The 15,817-nt window shown below is 37.2% G+C and carries 18 protein-coding genes; 7 read left to right on the plus strand and 11 right to left on the minus strand.

The window, feature by feature from the left end:
* From pilV to ispH, 3 genes are all read right to left on the minus strand, one after another.
* Positions 1-382, minus strand: a 382-nt coding sequence (gene pilV, locus J582_RS13280; protein WP_081405534.1) for a type IV pilus modification protein PilV, incomplete at its 3' end; no start/stop codon positions are given.
* Entirely contained in the window at positions 376-849 is a 474-nt protein-coding gene (locus J582_RS13285; RefSeq protein ID WP_016803890.1) for a pilus assembly FimT family protein, read from the minus strand. The genes pilV and J582_RS13285, both read right to left, overlap by 7 nt.
* Before the next feature lie 168 nt (positions 850-1,017).
* The gene (ispH, locus tag J582_RS13290) at positions 1,018-1,968 is read right to left on the minus strand and encodes a 4-hydroxy-3-methylbut-2-enyl diphosphate reductase (protein ID WP_002051768.1); all 951 of its coding nucleotides are present in this window, start codon (positions 1,966-1,968) and stop codon (positions 1,018-1,020) included.
* Positions 1,969-2,090: 122 nt separating this feature from the next.
* Here ispH and gmk point away from each other — a divergent pair, with 122 nt between their 5' ends.
* The 7 genes from gmk to bfr all read left to right on the plus strand — a co-directional run bounded on the left by gmk (position 2,091) and on the right by bfr (position 7,015).
* Entirely contained in the window at positions 2,091-2,720 is a 630-nt protein-coding gene (gene gmk / locus J582_RS13295) for a guanylate kinase (protein WP_031982109.1), read from the plus strand.
* Positions 2,721-2,792: 72 nt separating this feature from the next.
* Entirely contained in the window at positions 2,793-3,071 is a 279-nt protein-coding gene (gene rpoZ / locus J582_RS13300) for a DNA-directed RNA polymerase subunit omega (protein ID WP_000135049.1), read from the plus strand.
* Positions 3,072-3,109: 38 nt separating this feature from the next.
* Positions 3,110-3,241, plus strand: coding sequence for a hypothetical protein (locus J582_RS26745; protein WP_102990545.1), 132 nt, complete (start codon positions 3,110-3,112; stop codon positions 3,239-3,241).
* 39 nt (positions 3,242-3,280) lie between these two features.
* Positions 3,281-5,386, plus strand: coding sequence for a RelA/SpoT family protein (locus tag J582_RS13305; protein ID WP_017392603.1), 2,106 nt, complete (start codon positions 3,281-3,283; stop codon positions 5,384-5,386).
* 121 nt (positions 5,387-5,507) lie between these two features.
* The gene (locus J582_RS13310) at positions 5,508-5,891 is read left to right on the plus strand and encodes a RidA family protein (protein ID WP_002051728.1); all 384 of its coding nucleotides are present in this window, start codon (positions 5,508-5,510) and stop codon (positions 5,889-5,891) included.
* 220 nt (positions 5,892-6,111) lie between these two features.
* The gene (locus J582_RS13315) at positions 6,112-6,306 is read left to right on the plus strand and encodes a bacterioferritin-associated ferredoxin (protein ID WP_000289091.1); all 195 of its coding nucleotides are present in this window, start codon (positions 6,112-6,114) and stop codon (positions 6,304-6,306) included.
* Positions 6,307-6,550: 244 nt separating this feature from the next.
* Entirely contained in the window at positions 6,551-7,015 is a 465-nt protein-coding gene (gene bfr, locus J582_RS13320; protein ID WP_000678123.1) for a heteropolymeric bacterioferritin subunit Bfr, read from the plus strand.
* Between the two features lie 40 nt (positions 7,016-7,055).
* On the opposite strand, the gene J582_RS13325 is transcribed toward bfr, so the two are convergent.
* The 8 genes from J582_RS13325 to J582_RS13360 form a co-directional block, all read right to left on the minus strand.
* Positions 7,056-8,684: a PglL family O-oligosaccharyltransferase gene (locus J582_RS13325; RefSeq protein ID WP_032048047.1), complete on the minus strand. Its 1,629-nt coding sequence runs from the start codon at positions 8,682-8,684 to the stop codon at positions 7,056-7,058.
* A gap of 99 nt (positions 8,685-8,783) precedes the next feature.
* On the minus strand, positions 8,784-10,094 hold the full coding sequence (locus J582_RS13330; protein WP_031982112.1) for an O-antigen ligase family protein: 1,311 nt from the start codon (positions 10,092-10,094) through the stop codon (positions 8,784-8,786).
* Between the two features lie 56 nt (positions 10,095-10,150).
* A complete protein-coding gene (locus J582_RS13335) occupies positions 10,151-10,612 on the minus strand; it encodes a pilin (RefSeq protein ID WP_031982113.1) in 462 nt (153 codons plus the stop codon).
* Positions 10,613-10,951: 339 nt separating this feature from the next.
* Positions 10,952-11,512, minus strand: coding sequence for a TPM domain-containing protein (locus tag J582_RS13340; RefSeq protein ID WP_022575997.1), 561 nt, complete (start codon positions 11,510-11,512; stop codon positions 10,952-10,954).
* A complete protein-coding gene (locus tag J582_RS13345) occupies positions 11,506-12,588 on the minus strand; it encodes a TPM domain-containing protein (RefSeq protein WP_022575998.1) in 1,083 nt (360 codons plus the stop codon). The genes J582_RS13340 and J582_RS13345 overlap by 7 nt, the downstream gene beginning before the upstream one ends.
* A 21-nt stretch (positions 12,589-12,609) precedes the next feature.
* The gene (locus J582_RS13350) at positions 12,610-13,200 is read right to left on the minus strand and encodes a LemA family protein (RefSeq protein WP_002051712.1); all 591 of its coding nucleotides are present in this window, start codon (positions 13,198-13,200) and stop codon (positions 12,610-12,612) included.
* A 133-nt stretch (positions 13,201-13,333) separates the two neighbouring features.
* The gene (locus J582_RS13355; RefSeq protein WP_031982115.1) at positions 13,334-14,221 is read right to left on the minus strand and encodes a metal-dependent hydrolase; all 888 of its coding nucleotides are present in this window, start codon (positions 14,219-14,221) and stop codon (positions 13,334-13,336) included.
* Between the two features lie 173 nt (positions 14,222-14,394).
* A complete protein-coding gene (locus J582_RS13360; RefSeq protein ID WP_002051782.1) occupies positions 14,395-15,816 on the minus strand; it encodes a glutamate synthase subunit beta in 1,422 nt (473 codons plus the stop codon).
* Between the last annotated feature and the right edge of the window lies 1 nt (position 15,817).

The raw sequence follows: 15,817 nt of genomic DNA on the forward strand, positions 1-15,817 counted from the left end.
AATTTGTCATTGTAATTTTGATACCCAGCTGATCTGCATTTTTTGCTGTTTGATATGCGTCAAATTGAGCAAGCTGTGAAGGCGTACACGGCCTATTAAAGCAGGAAGTCGGAGCCACTGTAGTTGATGAAAAATTACTATAACTACGCACAAATGCTGGATATTGACCAGCTTGAACACTATTTGTGCGAATATTTTCAGCTAACCCCCTCATGACTATCATCGCCTGAGATTTAGTTAATGCTTCTGAAGATGCGTCCATTGCCCTGATCTGAAGTGCTACATAACCAAGTACTCCTATTGCAAGTAGAATTAAAGCAACTAAAACTTCTATTAAACCAACACCTGCTTGAACTTTCAGATTGTTTAAATGCATTAGCATGTCTCCTCAGCTTTAAAAACCAAAGCTCCAAGTTTTGTAAGTATAAAATTTTTCTTTTTATTTATTCTTGAATTACAAATAGATATAAGTGCATCCTGAGTAATATTACTCACAACTCCATTTGCGTTAAATGTTAAAGTAGTGATAGCTAAAGAACTTTGGGTATTATCAGCAGCTATATTTTTTAGCGTTAGAGTGTTGTTAGAAGTAGGTTGCCAATTTAATAAAGTGGCAGTATTAGAAGCCGCTGAATTCAAATTAACTGAAACATTCTGACGACCAAGCACAGCCTGACTTTTCGCCTCAGATAGAGTGCTAATTAAATCTCTTTGATTAGTATCTAAACGTTTACTTTCTAATAAATTTGACATAGACGGCGCAGCCATCATTGCAATAATAGCCATGACTGCAATTGTTACGATGAGTTCCACTAAGGTGAACCCTTCTTGCGGAGTAATTCCCCTCATCCCCATAACCCCAAATAAATTTAAAACTTTTTATTTCTATATAAATTTTACGTTCTACTTTTACAAAACGAATACAAACCAGATAAAGGGTATAAAAAAACAGATAACCGTCATTTGACAATCATCTGTTTAAATTTTTTAAAATCAATATGTTAAATAAGTCACATTTTATGCTTGAGTAACATGAATACGTAACTCTTTAGGAAGACTAAAAGTAATATTTTCTTCACGCCCTTCTAACTCTTTAGGTGCTTGGGCTCCCCAATCCTGTAAACGTTGAATCACTTGTTTAATTAAAATTTCTGGAGCAGAAGCGCCTGCTGTAACGCCAATTTTACAAGTATCATTGAACCATGATTGTTCAAGCTGATCAGCGTTATCTACTAGATAAGCAGCTTTCCCCATACGTTCAGCAAGCTCTCGTAAACGATTCGAATTTGATGAATTAGGTGATCCAACAACTAATACGACATCGCATTTTTCAGCTAAATCACGTACGGCATCTTGTCTATTTTGAGTTGCATAACAAATATCATCTTTGCGTGGCCCTTGAATTTTAGGGAACTTCGCACGCAAAGCATCAATGACTTTCGCAGTATCATCAATAGATAAAGTCGTTTGTGTAACAAAAGCTAATTTTTCTGGATGTCTGACTTCAAGCGCTGCTACATCGGCTTCATCTTCGACCAAATAAATGTCACCGCCTTTTAATTTGTCATATTGTCCCATTGTTCCTTCAACTTCTGGGTGCCCTTCATGACCAATTAAAATCGCTTCTGTACCTTCACGGGCATATTTAGTCACTTCAATATGCACTTTCGTAACAAGCGGACAAGTCGCATCAAAAACTTTGAGACCTCGACGCTCTGCTTCTTGCTGAACCGCTTTTGAAACTCCGTGCGCACTGAAAATTACAATAGAATCATCTGGCACTTGATCCAGCTCATCAACGAAAACAGCCCCTCTTTGACGTAAGTCATCTACCACAAATTTATTGTGTACAACTTCATGACGCACATAAATAGGTGGATTAAAACATTCCAAAGCCCGATTGACGATTGCTATGGCTCGATCAACACCGGCACAAAAACCACGCGGATTAGCTAACACAATTTCCATAACAGCCTCAAAATTAATAAAACAGGGGAAGTTCTCGTAAATATTTGCAGTTAAAACTATTCAGTTTAAACGCACGGTACACTACAATAGCGAAGATATTTTATCATATCAGGAAAAATATCATGTCGGGTCTATTGTTTGTCGTTTCTGCTGCATCAGGAACGGGCAAAACATCTTTGGTGAAAGCCCTACTTGACCGTGTGAGCAATTTACATGTTTCAGTTTCGCATACTACCCGAGGTCAACGACCAGGTGAGTTAGATGGTGTTCACTATCATTTCACAAGAAAAGATGTCTTTTTAGACCAAGTAAATCAAGGTGGATTTATTGAATACGCTGAAGTATTTGGTAACTACTACGGCACTTCTCAAGCAACTGTTAAACAACAATTAGCTCAAGGGCATGATGTCTTGCTTGAAATTGACTGGCAAGGTGCTGAGCAAGTACGTAAACTCTTTCCTGAATCTAAACAGATCTTTATTTTACCACCTACTCAATTCGATTTACGTCAACGGTTATCTAACCGTGGCACAGACTCTGTGGAAGTCATCGAACATCGCTTAAGCTGTGCTGTGGAAGACATGCAACACTATGTAAATTTTGATTACATTATTATTAATGATGACTTTAATAAAGCACTTCATGAGCTTGAAGCAGTAATTACTGCAAACCGCTTAGTGTTATCTCAACAAGCAAATAGATACCAAGCATTAATTCAGGACTTGATTACTCCTCAACCAAAACAGGAATAACTTGAGTCTAGAACGAAAGCCTTTTATACTATTTAGTCTGTTCAAATTTACCATTCCAAAACGAGAACTTTTATGGCACGCGTCACCGTTGAAGATTGTTTAGATCATGTAGACAACCGTTTTGAGCTTGTGCTCGTTGCAAGTAAACGTGCTCGTCAATTGGCACGTCAAGGCATGGAGCCAACTGTAGAATGGGATAACGACAAACCAACAGTTGTTGCTTTACGCGAAATCGCTGTAGGTCACGTAACGAAAGAAATTCTTAAACAACGTGAGCAAGATTATCAAACTTCTAGTCTTGATCTTGCCCTTTCTACAAACAGTTTAAATTTAGAAGGTTTTTCTTTCTAATTACTCCTGTTTCTATAAAAAACCATCGTTTCTTTGCGATGGTTTTTTATTTGGCTTCTTTATATTTAAAAACATATTGGCAAAAGCAATTATTTTCATTGAAAAAAAAATACACTTTTTCAAACGAAAAAATTGACAAGTTCCGCAATATGCTTTTCATTAAGAAGTAGATAGATTTAGTTTTTTAAGTAACAGAAAAAGGGTGGTCTATGCCAGGCGAAGAGGTCAGCCAAGCCAAGCAACAGCTCAAATTAATTATCGAACCTTACTTATCAGTAAGTGAAGTCGAGAAAGTGCTTGCTGCCTGTGATTTTGGAGATCTGGCACACACTGGTATTACCCGTAAAAGTGGTGAACCTTATATTCTGCATCCTATTGCTGTCAGCTGTATCTTAGCTAATATGCGTTTGGATCCTGAAACTTTAATGGCAGCGCTCTTACATGACGTCATTGAAGATACTCAATATACCAAAGATGATATTATTGAGCGCTTCGGGCAAACAGTTGCAGAACTCGTTGATGGCGTAACTAAGCTAAGCCAGTCAAGCGATAAAGAATATAATAAAGCCGCATCTTTCAGAAAAATTCTGCAAGCAACCTTACAAGATCCACGCGTTATTATTATTAAACTAGCTGATCGCTATCATAATATGACCACATTGGGTGCTCTGCGTCCCGATAAACGTGCTCGTATCGCGCAAGAAACTTTTGATATTTTTGTACCTATGGCAAGATTAGTCGGCATGAATGAGATGGCTGATAATCTTGAAAATTTATGTTATCAAAATCTTGATTTAGATATGTTTGATAACGTTCAAAATGCTTTACTTCAAACCAAACCCGAACGATGTAAATATCAAAGTATTTGGGAACAAAATCTTGCAGAGCTTCTGCACAACTATCACATTCAAGGTCGCATTAAAAAGAAAAATAATAATATTGAGTTATTACGCCATTTCGTTAAAAACGAAATGGATTTACAAGAGCTGACTCATAGTCATGCTTTTGAAATCGTTTTACAGTCTATTGCTGACTGCGACCGCTTAGTGGCAGCATTAAAAGAAAATTTCCAAGTCATCCAATATCAAGATCATATCCGCCGTCCACTACCTGGCGGGAATCAGTCTTTACTGATCAAGCTCAAAGGCGAAAAAACTACGCTATCACTCACCATCCAAACTGAATTGATGCGTAAAGCTGCCCGTTTTGGTGTGGTATTAGGTGAAAATGCTCCACAAACTTGTCGCTCTGCCATTCAGGCATCAATGCAAAATTTAAATACACTCATTGATAGTGAATGCGCTAAGACAACTTTTAACGATTTACTTGATTATCTACATCAAGAAAAAATTTGGGTCTATACCCCACATGGTCAATTACATGAATTACCACAAGGGGCAACAGTAGTCGATTTTGCCTATTCAGCTAGTCTTTTCTTGGGTAACCATGCGGTAGGTGCGAAAGTTGATGGTGAAATTAAGCCACTTTCAACCCCCCTAGTCAGTGGACAAGTTATTGAGATTATTACTGATGTTTTAGCAACACCAAATCCAGATTGGCTTAGCTTTATTAATACTCAGAAAGCTCGTCGTGCTTTACAACACGTGCTCAAAGATCAAGATATTGAAGAACAACGCTTAGTGGGTGCCCAAGCACTTTCACGCGCTTTGAAACTCTTTAATCGTTCAATCAACGACCTTTCAGATGCAGATTGGCTAGATCTTTTACAATGGCGTCATATTGACAATAAAAATGCATTATTTGAGCAAATTGCAGTTGGAGATTTACTTCCTCAACTTGTAGCCAACCATTTGTTTGCAAATGATAAACATCCACAAGTAGAAAATTCGGACCGATTAATTCAAGGTACTGAAGGTATCGATGTTAAATATGCTCACTGCTGTAACCCAATTTTAGGCGATTTAATTCAAGGTCATTTAACACGTCGTGGCCTAATTGTGCATCGTATTCGTTGTCATAATTTACTTCATGAACAACATCTACACCCAGAAAATATTATGCCACTTCAATGGAAAGCAGATGATGTAGATGATGTACGATTTACGGCCTACCTTGCGATTTATATGGCAATGAATGATGAACAGATATCAGATCTCATCTATCAATGCCGTAAAAATAATGCGGGGGTGGAAATGGTGCATTCCAATGAGCAACGTACTTTCGTCAATATTGTAGTCAACAATCGTAAACATATTGCGAAAGTCATTCGTGATTTACGAATGCACTATGGATTCCCACGTATTGAGCGTTTGGATGCCCCTGCTCCACAAGCAGAAGTTTCTAAAGTCAGCTAAAAATTGTTCTACTTTACTAAAATCTAACTTTCCATAAGCACCTAATTAATTAAATCGATGATACTTTTGTCAAAACCTATCATCGATTATGATGGAAAAAGATTTAATCAAGGAGAACCAAATGTCCCGCCAAGTCATTCATACTGAAAATGCCCCTGCTGCTATCGGCACATATTCTCAAGCTATTTTAGTAGGTAACACACTCTATCTATCAGGGCAAATTGGTTTAGACCCTTACAGTATGGAACTTGTAGACGGTATTGAAGCTCAAATCCGCCGTGTATTCGATAATCTCAAAGCAGTATGTGAAGCTGCGGGTGGCTCACTTGCAGATATTGCAAAGCTCAATATTTTCCTTACTGATTTATCTAATTTCCAGCTTGTAAACCAAATTATGGGCGAATATTTTGCTCAGCCATACCCAGCTCGTGCAGCACTTGGGGTAGCAAGTCTACCTAAAGGCGCATTAGTAGAAATGGATGGAATTGTAATTATTAATCAATAAGATAAATATTTAAGGAAAAAAATAATCCTTAAATATTTAGTTCTAAAATTAGATACCGCTATGCTTAGAAATCTAAACAACCATTAGATTTCCGCTTAGGCGGTATTTTTTTATCCAAAATCCCAATAAAGATAAATGAGATTTTAAATGAATTTCATTGACAAACGATAATAATTATCAATAATATCAATTATCGCATTTATATTTGGGGATTACTCCCATGTACGTTTGCTTGTGTCGTGGCATTACCGATCAGGATATTAAAGACGCTATTGAAAATGGCGCTGAAAGCTATCGTGAAATTCGCGATTTGCTTGACCTCGGTACTTGCTGTGGACGCTGTGCACCAGAAGCACGTGCTATTATTAGTGAAGAATTAGCAGAAATTGCTGCGCGCATTTCTGTAGCTGCATAATAAAAATTAGTATTTAACAGTAAATTATTGACTCCTCCACCGCTTTTTGCGGAACGTTAATTGTTCCTCATTCAAGCGGTTTTTTTTGGAAGGAAATTCAGCTTTACCAATATTGTGTTGTTTTTGATTGCGATTTTCATTTGCTGTTCTATAAATTACTCGCCATATCTGTGAATGTTTACTAAAATGAATTCATAGATTGCCTTAATTGGATTAAGGCAGAAATTGTTTTGGAGTAGCTACAATGAAAGGCAATCGTGATGTAATCAATCAGCTTAACCAAGTGCTGTATCATCATTTAACTGCAATTAACCAATACTTTTTACACTCTCGCATGTTTAATGACTGGGGAATTGAACAACTCGGTTCTGCTGAATATAAAGAATCAATTCGTCAAATGAAGCATGCCGACAAGATTATTGAACGTATCTTATTTTTAGAAGGACTTCCTAATCTTCAACATCTAGGTAAATTGTATATTGGTCAGCATACAGAAGAAGTTCTGCAATGTGATATTCGCAAAGTGAAAGAAAACATTGAAGCTATTCAAAAAGCAGTTGCATTAGCTGAAACAGAACAAGACTATGTAACACGTGATTTGGTACAAGAAATTTTAGAAAAAGAAGAAGAATACTGGGATTGGTTAGATACTCAAATTGACCTTATCGGTAGCGTTGGTATCGAAAACTATATCCAGAGCCAAATGTAATTTCTCATAAAAAAATCCCCTTGAAAACAAGGGGATTTTTTTATTTATCTTTTAATAATTGCGGCAGTGTTATTTGCTGTCCATAAAGGTGCTGCAAAATAAATATTTGTCGCTCTGCCTGATCTATTTTTCCATTATAAGCAAGTAACTGAGCATATTTACGTAAATTATAGGGGGTTGCTTTGTTCTTCACAAAATTTCCCCATTGAACTAACTCTGCTTCAGATAAAGTTACATGAGGATTAAGCGCAATCCACTTTAAACGCTGCTCAAATTGGGTTAGAACAAAAATCTGGTCACTTCCCATAAGCTCGGCATTTGGCTGCTTATTTTTAAATAGTAAATTACTATTCATGACATATACGTTGTAATCACGCCAAATTGCGATCATAAGTATTAAGCTAATACCCCAAATTAAATGCAGAAGATGTTTACCTAGTACAAAACCTTTCAGTATTGGAGTCTGTGCTTGAATTACACCCAATAAAAAGCCACAAGTCAGTAAGAAATAAGCATAACGCTGCGGAAATTCTAACATGGCATGAATAAGTACTGTACAGACCATCATCACTGCAATAATCGAAATTGTTTCTTTCGCTTGTTGATTTAACCAAAACAACCAAAATGTAAAGTAAGCAATAATCACGATACCAATTGGAATACCATTCCAAATAATAAGATCTAGCAATACATTGTGAGCACTAGTCGTCCATTCTGCTGTTGGGAAAAGAGTATAAGCAGACATTTGAGCAACACTAGTTTGGTTCCACCCATATCCCAACCAAGGATGTTGCTGTACAGCGAGTAACATTTGCGTCCAGATATTAAAACGCAAATAACCAGAACTTGCCCGTTCAGCCAAGCTACTCGCCTGAGTTATATCTGTATGCGACCATGCCTCAATTAAGCTTGTAAGAAACGGTAAAACTAAGCCCGCCATGAGGAAAAAGCCAGCACACCATAATAAGCCTTGAAAAAGTCCAAAACGCTTCGGTTTGTTAAATTGCTTAATAGCCCAATAGGTGAGTAAAAATGGAAAAACAATCCAAGAAGTGCGTGATTGACTTAGGACAACTGCAAATAAAATAGTTAGTGCTGATGGCAAGAGTAACCAAACTGAAGCCTTGTTCTTTTCATATAAATATAAGCATCCTAATAACCCCATAATGAGAAAGGTTGCCATATTATTGGGTTGGCCAAAGTTACCGTAAGGTCGATTACCAATTAAATGCAACATATGTGCAAAATGCGTATCAATATTTAACCACTGGCAAACCGCAATAAAGCTAGTTGCAACTGAAACAATAACAGCAAGTAGGCTAAACCCTGTAAAAATTTGGTCCCGCTGCTGATAATCTAATGACAGGTTATAGCCAGCCACAACCATAAACCAAAAGCCTAATAAGTAAAGTGAACTTAACAAAGCTGTATTAAAATCAAAAACCAGACCAAAAGCCCACTGCACCACTGGAATTAAAATAAATGGCAATAGTAATAATTGTGCCCGCGGAATTTTTATATTTTGATAAAAAAGTGCAGCTACGGCACTTAGACCTGCCGCAAAGGTACTCATTTCACTAGAAAACATCACCCAAGGGTTATAGTGAAATGGAGATAGCCATGCAAAACCTAACAGGATTGCTGCGAGGAATAAAAAGAATACTTGCATAGTGACAGGTTATAGGCCAAAAACTTGAGAAGGATTATACATGGAAGCCAAAAAGAATTTGTAATGAAGTCGATGCATGTAATTTACAAACAAAATAACTCAAGGAATCTGTACCACTGGAACTAGATGCTCTGCACCACCATAAAACCAAAAATTCGGAGCCATTCTTCCTACATAACTGCCGCATCCCCAGCACATTAAATCTTGTCCTAAATACATTATTGTAATGTATAAAAATAAAGTTCCCCATAAGCCAATAAGTACTTTTGTAAATAAAGAAGAATATTTGGAACTAGGAGATAATTTGCTTTGAGAAAATGCAAAAGCTAGAAATAATATACAAGCAATTTGTGAAGCGGGATATACCATATTACCAGAGAACATTGCATCAATTAAAATTGCAGCAACACCAGCTTTTGCAATGGGTAAAATCTCCTTATCTAAGAATAATTTTATAAATTGATAAGTCATCCAAACTAAAAATATACATCCAACCATCCCCCATTCAAAAATTAACCTTAAATAAAGATTATGTATATGATATCCATATTTATATTGTATTTTAGATAAATATCCTCCTCCTACACCAGTAAACGGATACTGTTTCCATTGATCAAAGACAAAATACCACATCTCTGCACGCAACGATGTTCCCGCTCTTATTACTGTCATTGTATTTTGTTTTGCAAAATATACTGTACTTTTATAAACTATAAATGCAGCAAATATGTAAAAAGTTGTTTTTAGAGCCAGCCTACGGTTTTCCTTTGATAAGAGAAAAAATATAAGCAACCCAGTTATGATTGCAGACAAAGCAGAACGTGCACCATCAAAAAAACATGCTAGAGAGAAAAAGAAAATTGCGAATGGATAAAAGTAATGAAGATAAGGATATTTCTTATTTTGTAAAAAAATCAGAAAGAAAAATAGAGGAACAATAACGCTATCATAGATCCGAATCGTACCAGAGTTAAATTGCCAATTAAACCATTGTTGATGAATAATAAAATTAGTAATAGAAATAAGAATAAATAAACATGGAATAAACGCTGAAACTATAATTAAGACTATGCCATGTTGTATATTTTTTATACTTCTTAATTCATAAGTTAAAGTAGAAAATATAAATAGTAATGCTATCGCAGACCAAAGTTCTTGAAATTCAAAAATTCCCCAATTTATTTGTTGAATTAATATGAATAAACCGATAATAAAAAAGTTAATGTGAGTATAGATTGAATATCCTATTTTTTTTGTGAAGATCATTATTAATAAAGCACATAGTGCTAAAGGAAACTGTAATAAGCGAAGTTCATCATATTGAAAAATAGACCAACCAACTTGATAGCCCAATAAGGCTGCGATAAGATAAAATCCTATTAAAAGGAATAATATATTATTTTTTAACATATTTATTTTCTTTAATAAAAAGAGAGGACGAAACCTCTCTTTTTATTATATTCTTATTAAGAACCTGCAACAGTTAATGAATTAGGTAAATATTTATCATCAATAGTTGTACCAGAAGCTGCTTTGCTTAAAACACCATTATCGTTAGTTTGTAATGCAAGAACTTTAGCGGCAATTTTACTTGAAACACCAGTCGTTTTAAATGTATAAGTGATACCGCATACGAGGTTATTTGCAGCAGCAGTGCCACTTATAGTTGTGATAGTGGCACTACCATATTTACCTGATACAGTATCTGTTCCAGCGACAGCAGATGTCGCACCACCAGAAAAGCAAGAATTGCTTTGAAGATTAGTTTGAATATTCGTTTTCAAACCATCAGCAATAGTCATTGCTTCAGAAGCTTGAGATTTAGCAATATAATCCTGATAAGCAGGAATCGCGATCGCTGCCAAAATACCAATAATCGCTACAACGATCATGAGTTCGATTAATGTAAAACCTTTTTGTGCATTCATAGCCTTTTCCCCAAAGATTGTATGTATGTTTTTATATAAGCTTTTTGAGCTATAGAATATAATGCAGCAACCATGCCAACTTTTATTTTTATTAAAAAACAAAGATTTATAAATACTTTAAACTTATTCGAGATGCTAAAGCAGTAAATAAGTGACAAAAATTGTCACTATAATTTTTTTAGAATTAAATCACTAATAAAAATTTCTTCACAGCCTATTTCTTTTTTTTACTTTTTAATGTGACAAAAATCTCTTTAAAAATACATGATTAGATGACATTTTTTGTCAGTCAGTTTATTGTCCAAATTTTTTAAAACAGCTAGATTTTATGTAGATAATTTAATTAATAATGATAGGTGCATTACCCAATTCATTATTCTGATCTGGTATATTTTCATCGTAAAACCGAGACATCACATCACCAATTTGCTGAACCCCAATCACTACAGCTTGTAGATACTGCTTTTGTTTAAGCTGCTGCACAATAGACTCACAAATCTGTTGCCATACCTGCTCAGTCGTCGCGCTACGAATACCACGATCAAATATAATTTCTACTGTGCGTTCACATAAATTTAAATAGAGCAGTACACCGCTATTAAGTTCAGTATCCCAAACCCCAAGTTCTGCAAATAATTGCTGCGCCCTTAAGCGCGTGTTCTGCCTATATGCTTGTGAACAAGGAATATGCCCTTCTATAACGACCTGTATTTCACCAACATGACCAAGTTCTGCTTGTTGAACAGCTTCAGCAATAGCTTGTTTATCCCTTTTACTAAAATAGCGGCTACTAGCAGGAAAATAGCAAAGATGCTTAAACCAACGTTTTAAACTTGGCTCTACATATTCCTCAATTTTTGGTTGAGTAATAATTTGTGTTGTTTCTGATGTTGTTACCATGACCCTGAAGCACCTCCACCACCAAAACGACCTCCACCGCCGCCATAACCGCCGCCTCCACCACCGAAGCCGCCTCCGCGTCCACCCCCACCAGAACCACTTAAAATAGCCTGTAAAATAAGTTGGGCAATTGAGGTAATGAGTAAAAAGAAAATACCAAATCCAAGTAATAAACTAGTGACCAAGCCAGCACCGTTTACAAAGCCTGCTACCGCGGCAGCAACACCTGCTGTAGAAGCACTAAGAGGTCGACCAACAATAAACGAGCCTACAATTCCGGCAATAAGAATAAACAACGCCATTGTCAAAGTAGTTTGTTTGGCTTGTTGTTCTTCGGCAGCCTGATGTTGGCGCTCTTTTAAATCTTGAGCAGCTTGCTGAGCAACTTCCGGATCTAGATTTAAAATCCTTCCGATTTCATCAAGACCAGCGTTTAATCCTTGAGCATATTGGGCTTGTTTAAAATAAGGTGTAATTTGATTTCGAATAATTCGACTTGCCACAATATCAGGCAATACGCCTTCTAAACCATATCCAGTCAAAATTTGTATTCTATGATCATTAATAGCAACTGCGATAAGTAAACCATTATCTCGTTTACTCGAACCAAGTTGCCATTTTTCACCGACACGTAAAGCGTAATCAAATATATCTTCTTGGCCTGTGGTCGGTACAATCACAATACCTATTTGTGCCTTACCTTGCTGGTATAGATTTAAAATTTTCTGATTGAGTTGCTGCTTTTCAGCTTCACTCAAAATATTGGCTTGATCAATAACAGGCTGATTTAATGTTGGTAAACCACGAATTGATTCACCATCAGCCATGTCATTCGCAACATGAGCTTGAGGCGCGGCACTTGAAGCAGCCTGCTCATTGATTTTAGGTTTCGATGCTTGAGCTTGCTGCTGTTGAATAATTTTACCTGCCACCACAGTATCAGTTTCATCTGTAGCAGTGGCAATATTATTCTCACTCCAAGCCGCACTCTGAAACAGAACACTGCAGCAGAGCACTATTAAGGTAATAACAAACACCTTAATTTGCTTAAACTGAAGCAATATAGTATTTCTCATGCAGCTCTTCCTTGATTTAAATTAATCGAAAGAAACTTTTGGAGCCTGCTGAGCCGATGCTTCTGCAGAGAAATTAGCTTTTGGATGCATACCAATCACTTTCGCTGTTACAGCTTGTGGGAACTGACGGACATAAGAGTTATAGTCTTGAACAGTTGTAATATAACGATTACGTGCCACAGCAATTCGGTTTTCTGTACCCTCAAGCTGAACCTGTAATTCTTGGAATTGGGTATTGGCTTTTAAGTCTGGGTAATTTTCTGAAACAGCAATCAGTCGAGATAACGCACCAGTTAACTGGCTTTGCGCTTGTTGATATTTTTCAAGTAATGCTGGGTCTTCCAATACTTCTTTATCGACCTTCAAGCCTGCTACATTTGCACGTGCCTGAGTTACTTCAGTTAATACTTGCTCTTCATGCTTAGCATAACCTTTAACTACGTTTACAAGATTTGGTACTAAATCTGATCGACGTTGATATTGGTTCTGTACCTCAGACCAAGCCGCTGTTACAGCCTCATCTTTGACCTGTAAAGTATTATAGCCACAGCCGGAAAATAGTAAGGTGCTTGCAAGTGTTGTCGCGATTACAAGTTGTTTAAACGTTTTCATCGTCACTTTATCCTCAAGTTTTTCTTTATATTTTTAACCTCTTGTCTCGATTGTATGATGAATTTGGCATTATTGTGTTGCTTTTATTTTATAGATTTAAAAAAACCGGATCTTTAAATCCGGTTTTTTTATTCTAGCTTGGCCTTAACTTTGTTTCCTTTTGGAAACTTGTCATTTGATATTCATCGGCCAAATAACTTTTCCAATAATCGACCATATGACCATAATCTTTTTGACTCGGGTGGAAGTCCTTTTTGTAATAAGCAAAATATTCAGGAGTTAGCTGTATAAGCATTTTAGCAAGCAAATATAGCCCAAATAAGTTACCTCCGACTTTAGGCAAGCTTTTCCATTTATCTTGCCAAAATAACCGCGTCGTACCATAGAAAGCAAGACTCGCAAATCCCGTAGTAACACTACGCATGAGTAAACGGCGAATACGATCATCACCATATACATGTTGGTACACATCAAATGCAACTGAACGATGCTCAATTTCCTCAATAGCATGCCAGACCCAAAGCTTTAGCGCATCTTGGTCCAAAGTTTTTAATAATTCAGGATGCTGTAAAATATACCCTCCAAGCAAAGCCGTAAAATGCTCAAATGCACATGTCAATGCCAGCTGTAGCTTAGGAGAAATTGTTCTTAAATATTTATCACGCTCATTCAACCAAGCCTGAAAACGATCCAGATTATAATCATCACGGCGCCAAGCCTCATTAAATTCACTATGCGCTTTCGAGTGCATCGCTTCTTGTCCAATAAATGCCGCAATCTGGGCCTGCAATTGGGGATCGGAAACTTTGTCACGTACATTACGCACGCTATTTACAAAAAACTGTTCTCCTACGGGAAATGTTGAAGAGAGTGCAGTTAAAAAATGGGACATTAAAGGCGAATTTGCAAAATAATAGCGCTTGATTGCTTGAGGATTAAACTCAAGGCGACGCACTGTAATACCCAACGCTTTTCGACGATTTAAATATGATTTTTCTGCCGTCATACCTGCGATGTTCATGCTCAACACCTACTGTAGTGAAGAAGGAAGCTTTGAGTATCTCTTGCAACTAAGGGGCCAAAAAGGGCAAAAAAGCTTATTGTATTTGCCAAAAACGTCAAACTGATTAACGGTAAAAAATAAAGCCTGCATATAGCAGGCTTTATCAAAAACTTTAATAATGATTTTTTAGATTAAACACCAAGATAATCTAAAATACCTTCAGCAGCTTGGCGACCTTCCCAAATAGCTGTAACTACAAGATCTGAACCACGCACCATATCACCGCCAGCAAAGATTTTCGGGTTTGATGTCTGGAATTTAAATTCTTGGTGCTCTGGTGCAACTACACGACCTGAACCATCAAGATTAATATTCACATTACCAAACCAGTCTGCTGGACTTGGACGGAAACCAAACGCGAGTAAAACTGCATCTGCCGGTAAAATTTCTTCCGAACCCGGAATTGGCTCAGGGCTACGGCGGCCACGACTATCTGGTTCACCCATCTGCGTCGTTACCACTTTTACGCCTGTCACTTTGCCATTCTCACCAACAATTTCGATTGGTTGGCGGTTAAACAAGAACTTTACGCCTTCTTCATACGCATTTTTTACTTCACGTGCAGAACCTGGCATATTGCTTTCATCACGGCGATATGCACAAGTTACATCATGAGCACCTTGACGCAATGAAGTACGGTTACAGTCCATAGCGGTATCACCACCACCAAGAACAATAACTTTTTTACCGTCTAAGCTAATGTATTCACTTGGATCTTTTTCCCAACCTTGGCAACGGTTCACGTTAGAGATCAAGAAATCAAGCGCATCATAAACACCATCAAGATCTTCACCCGGGAAACCACCTTTCATGTAGGTATAAGTTCCCATTCCCATGAATACTGCATCATATTCAGCAAGTAATTCATCAATAGTGACATCTTTACCAATTTCAGTATTTAAGCGGAATTCAATACCCATGCCAGTGAAAATTTCACGGCGGCGCTTCATCACATCCTTTTCCATTTTGAATTCTGGAATACCAAATGTCAGTAAGCCACCAATTTCAGGACGCTTATCGAATACAACTGGCTTAACACCACCGCGGGCTAAAATGTCGGCACAACCTAGCCCTGCTGGACCTGCACCAATGATCGCAACTTTTTTACCTGTCCACTTTACATGGGACATGTCTGGGCGCCAACCCAAAGCAAAAGCGGTGTCATTAATATATTTTTCAGCGTTCCCAATAGTTACTGCACCAAAACCATCATTTAAGGTACAAGCACCTTCACACAAACGGTCCTGCGGACACACACGACCACATACCTCAGGTAAAGTGTTCGTTTGATGGCAAAGCTCAGCAGCCTGGAAAATTTGTCCTTCAGCAATGAGTTTTAACCAGTTTGGAATGTAGTTATGTACAGGACATTTCCATTCGCAATATGGGTTACCACAACCTAAACAACGGTGTGTCTGATTAGTGACAGTTTCCGAAGTAAAAGGTTTATAAATTTCCACAAATTCTGCTTTGCGGACAGTAATATCTTTTTTCTCTGGATCTTGACGTGGTACATCCAGAAATTGAAAGTCATTATTTAGGCGTTCTGCCATG

The organism is Acinetobacter sp. 1566109, assembly GCF_000582255.1.
GTDB classification, from domain to species: domain Bacteria; phylum Pseudomonadota; class Gammaproteobacteria; order Pseudomonadales; family Moraxellaceae; genus Acinetobacter; species Acinetobacter nosocomialis.

Coding starts and splice junctions, on each gene's coding strand:
- ispH (WP_002051768.1), bottom strand. CDS start 1,968: ATGGAAATTGTGTTAGCTAATCCGCGTGGTTTTTGTGCCGGTGTTGAT.
- J582_RS13335 (WP_031982113.1), bottom strand. CDS start 10,612: ATGAATGCACAAAAAGGTTTTACATTAATCGAACTCATGATCGTTGTA.
- gmk (WP_031982109.1), top strand. CDS start 2,091: ATGTCGGGTCTATTGTTTGTCGTTTCTGCTGCATCAGGAACGGGCAAA.
- J582_RS13285 (WP_016803890.1), bottom strand. CDS start 849: ATGAGGGGAATTACTCCGCAAGAAGGGTTCACCTTAGTGGAACTCATC.
- J582_RS13330 (WP_031982112.1), bottom strand. CDS start 10,094: ATGTTAAAAAATAATATATTATTCCTTTTAATAGGATTTTATCTTATC.
- J582_RS13340 (WP_022575997.1), bottom strand. CDS start 11,512: ATGGTAACAACATCAGAAACAACACAAATTATTACTCAACCAAAAATT.
- J582_RS13360 (WP_002051782.1), bottom strand. CDS start 15,816: ATGGCAGAACGCCTAAATAATGACTTTCAATTTCTGGATGTACCACGT.
- J582_RS26745 (WP_102990545.1), top strand. CDS start 3,110: ATGGTTTTTTATTTGGCTTCTTTATATTTAAAAACATATTGGCAAAAG.
- J582_RS13310 (WP_002051728.1), top strand. CDS start 5,508: ATGTCCCGCCAAGTCATTCATACTGAAAATGCCCCTGCTGCTATCGGC.
- J582_RS13350 (WP_002051712.1), bottom strand. CDS start 13,200: ATGAAAACGTTTAAACAACTTGTAATCGCGACAACACTTGCAAGCACC.
- J582_RS13355 (WP_031982115.1), bottom strand. CDS start 14,221: ATGAACATCGCAGGTATGACGGCAGAAAAATCATATTTAAATCGTCGA.
- J582_RS13325 (WP_032048047.1), bottom strand. CDS start 8,684: ATGCAAGTATTCTTTTTATTCCTCGCAGCAATCCTGTTAGGTTTTGCA.
- rpoZ (WP_000135049.1), top strand. CDS start 2,793: ATGGCACGCGTCACCGTTGAAGATTGTTTAGATCATGTAGACAACCGT.
- J582_RS13345 (WP_022575998.1), bottom strand. CDS start 12,588: ATGAGAAATACTATATTGCTTCAGTTTAAGCAAATTAAGGTGTTTGTT.
- J582_RS13315 (WP_000289091.1), top strand. CDS start 6,112: ATGTACGTTTGCTTGTGTCGTGGCATTACCGATCAGGATATTAAAGAC.
- bfr (WP_000678123.1), top strand. CDS start 6,551: ATGAAAGGCAATCGTGATGTAATCAATCAGCTTAACCAAGTGCTGTAT.
- J582_RS13305 (WP_017392603.1), top strand. CDS start 3,281: ATGCCAGGCGAAGAGGTCAGCCAAGCCAAGCAACAGCTCAAATTAATT.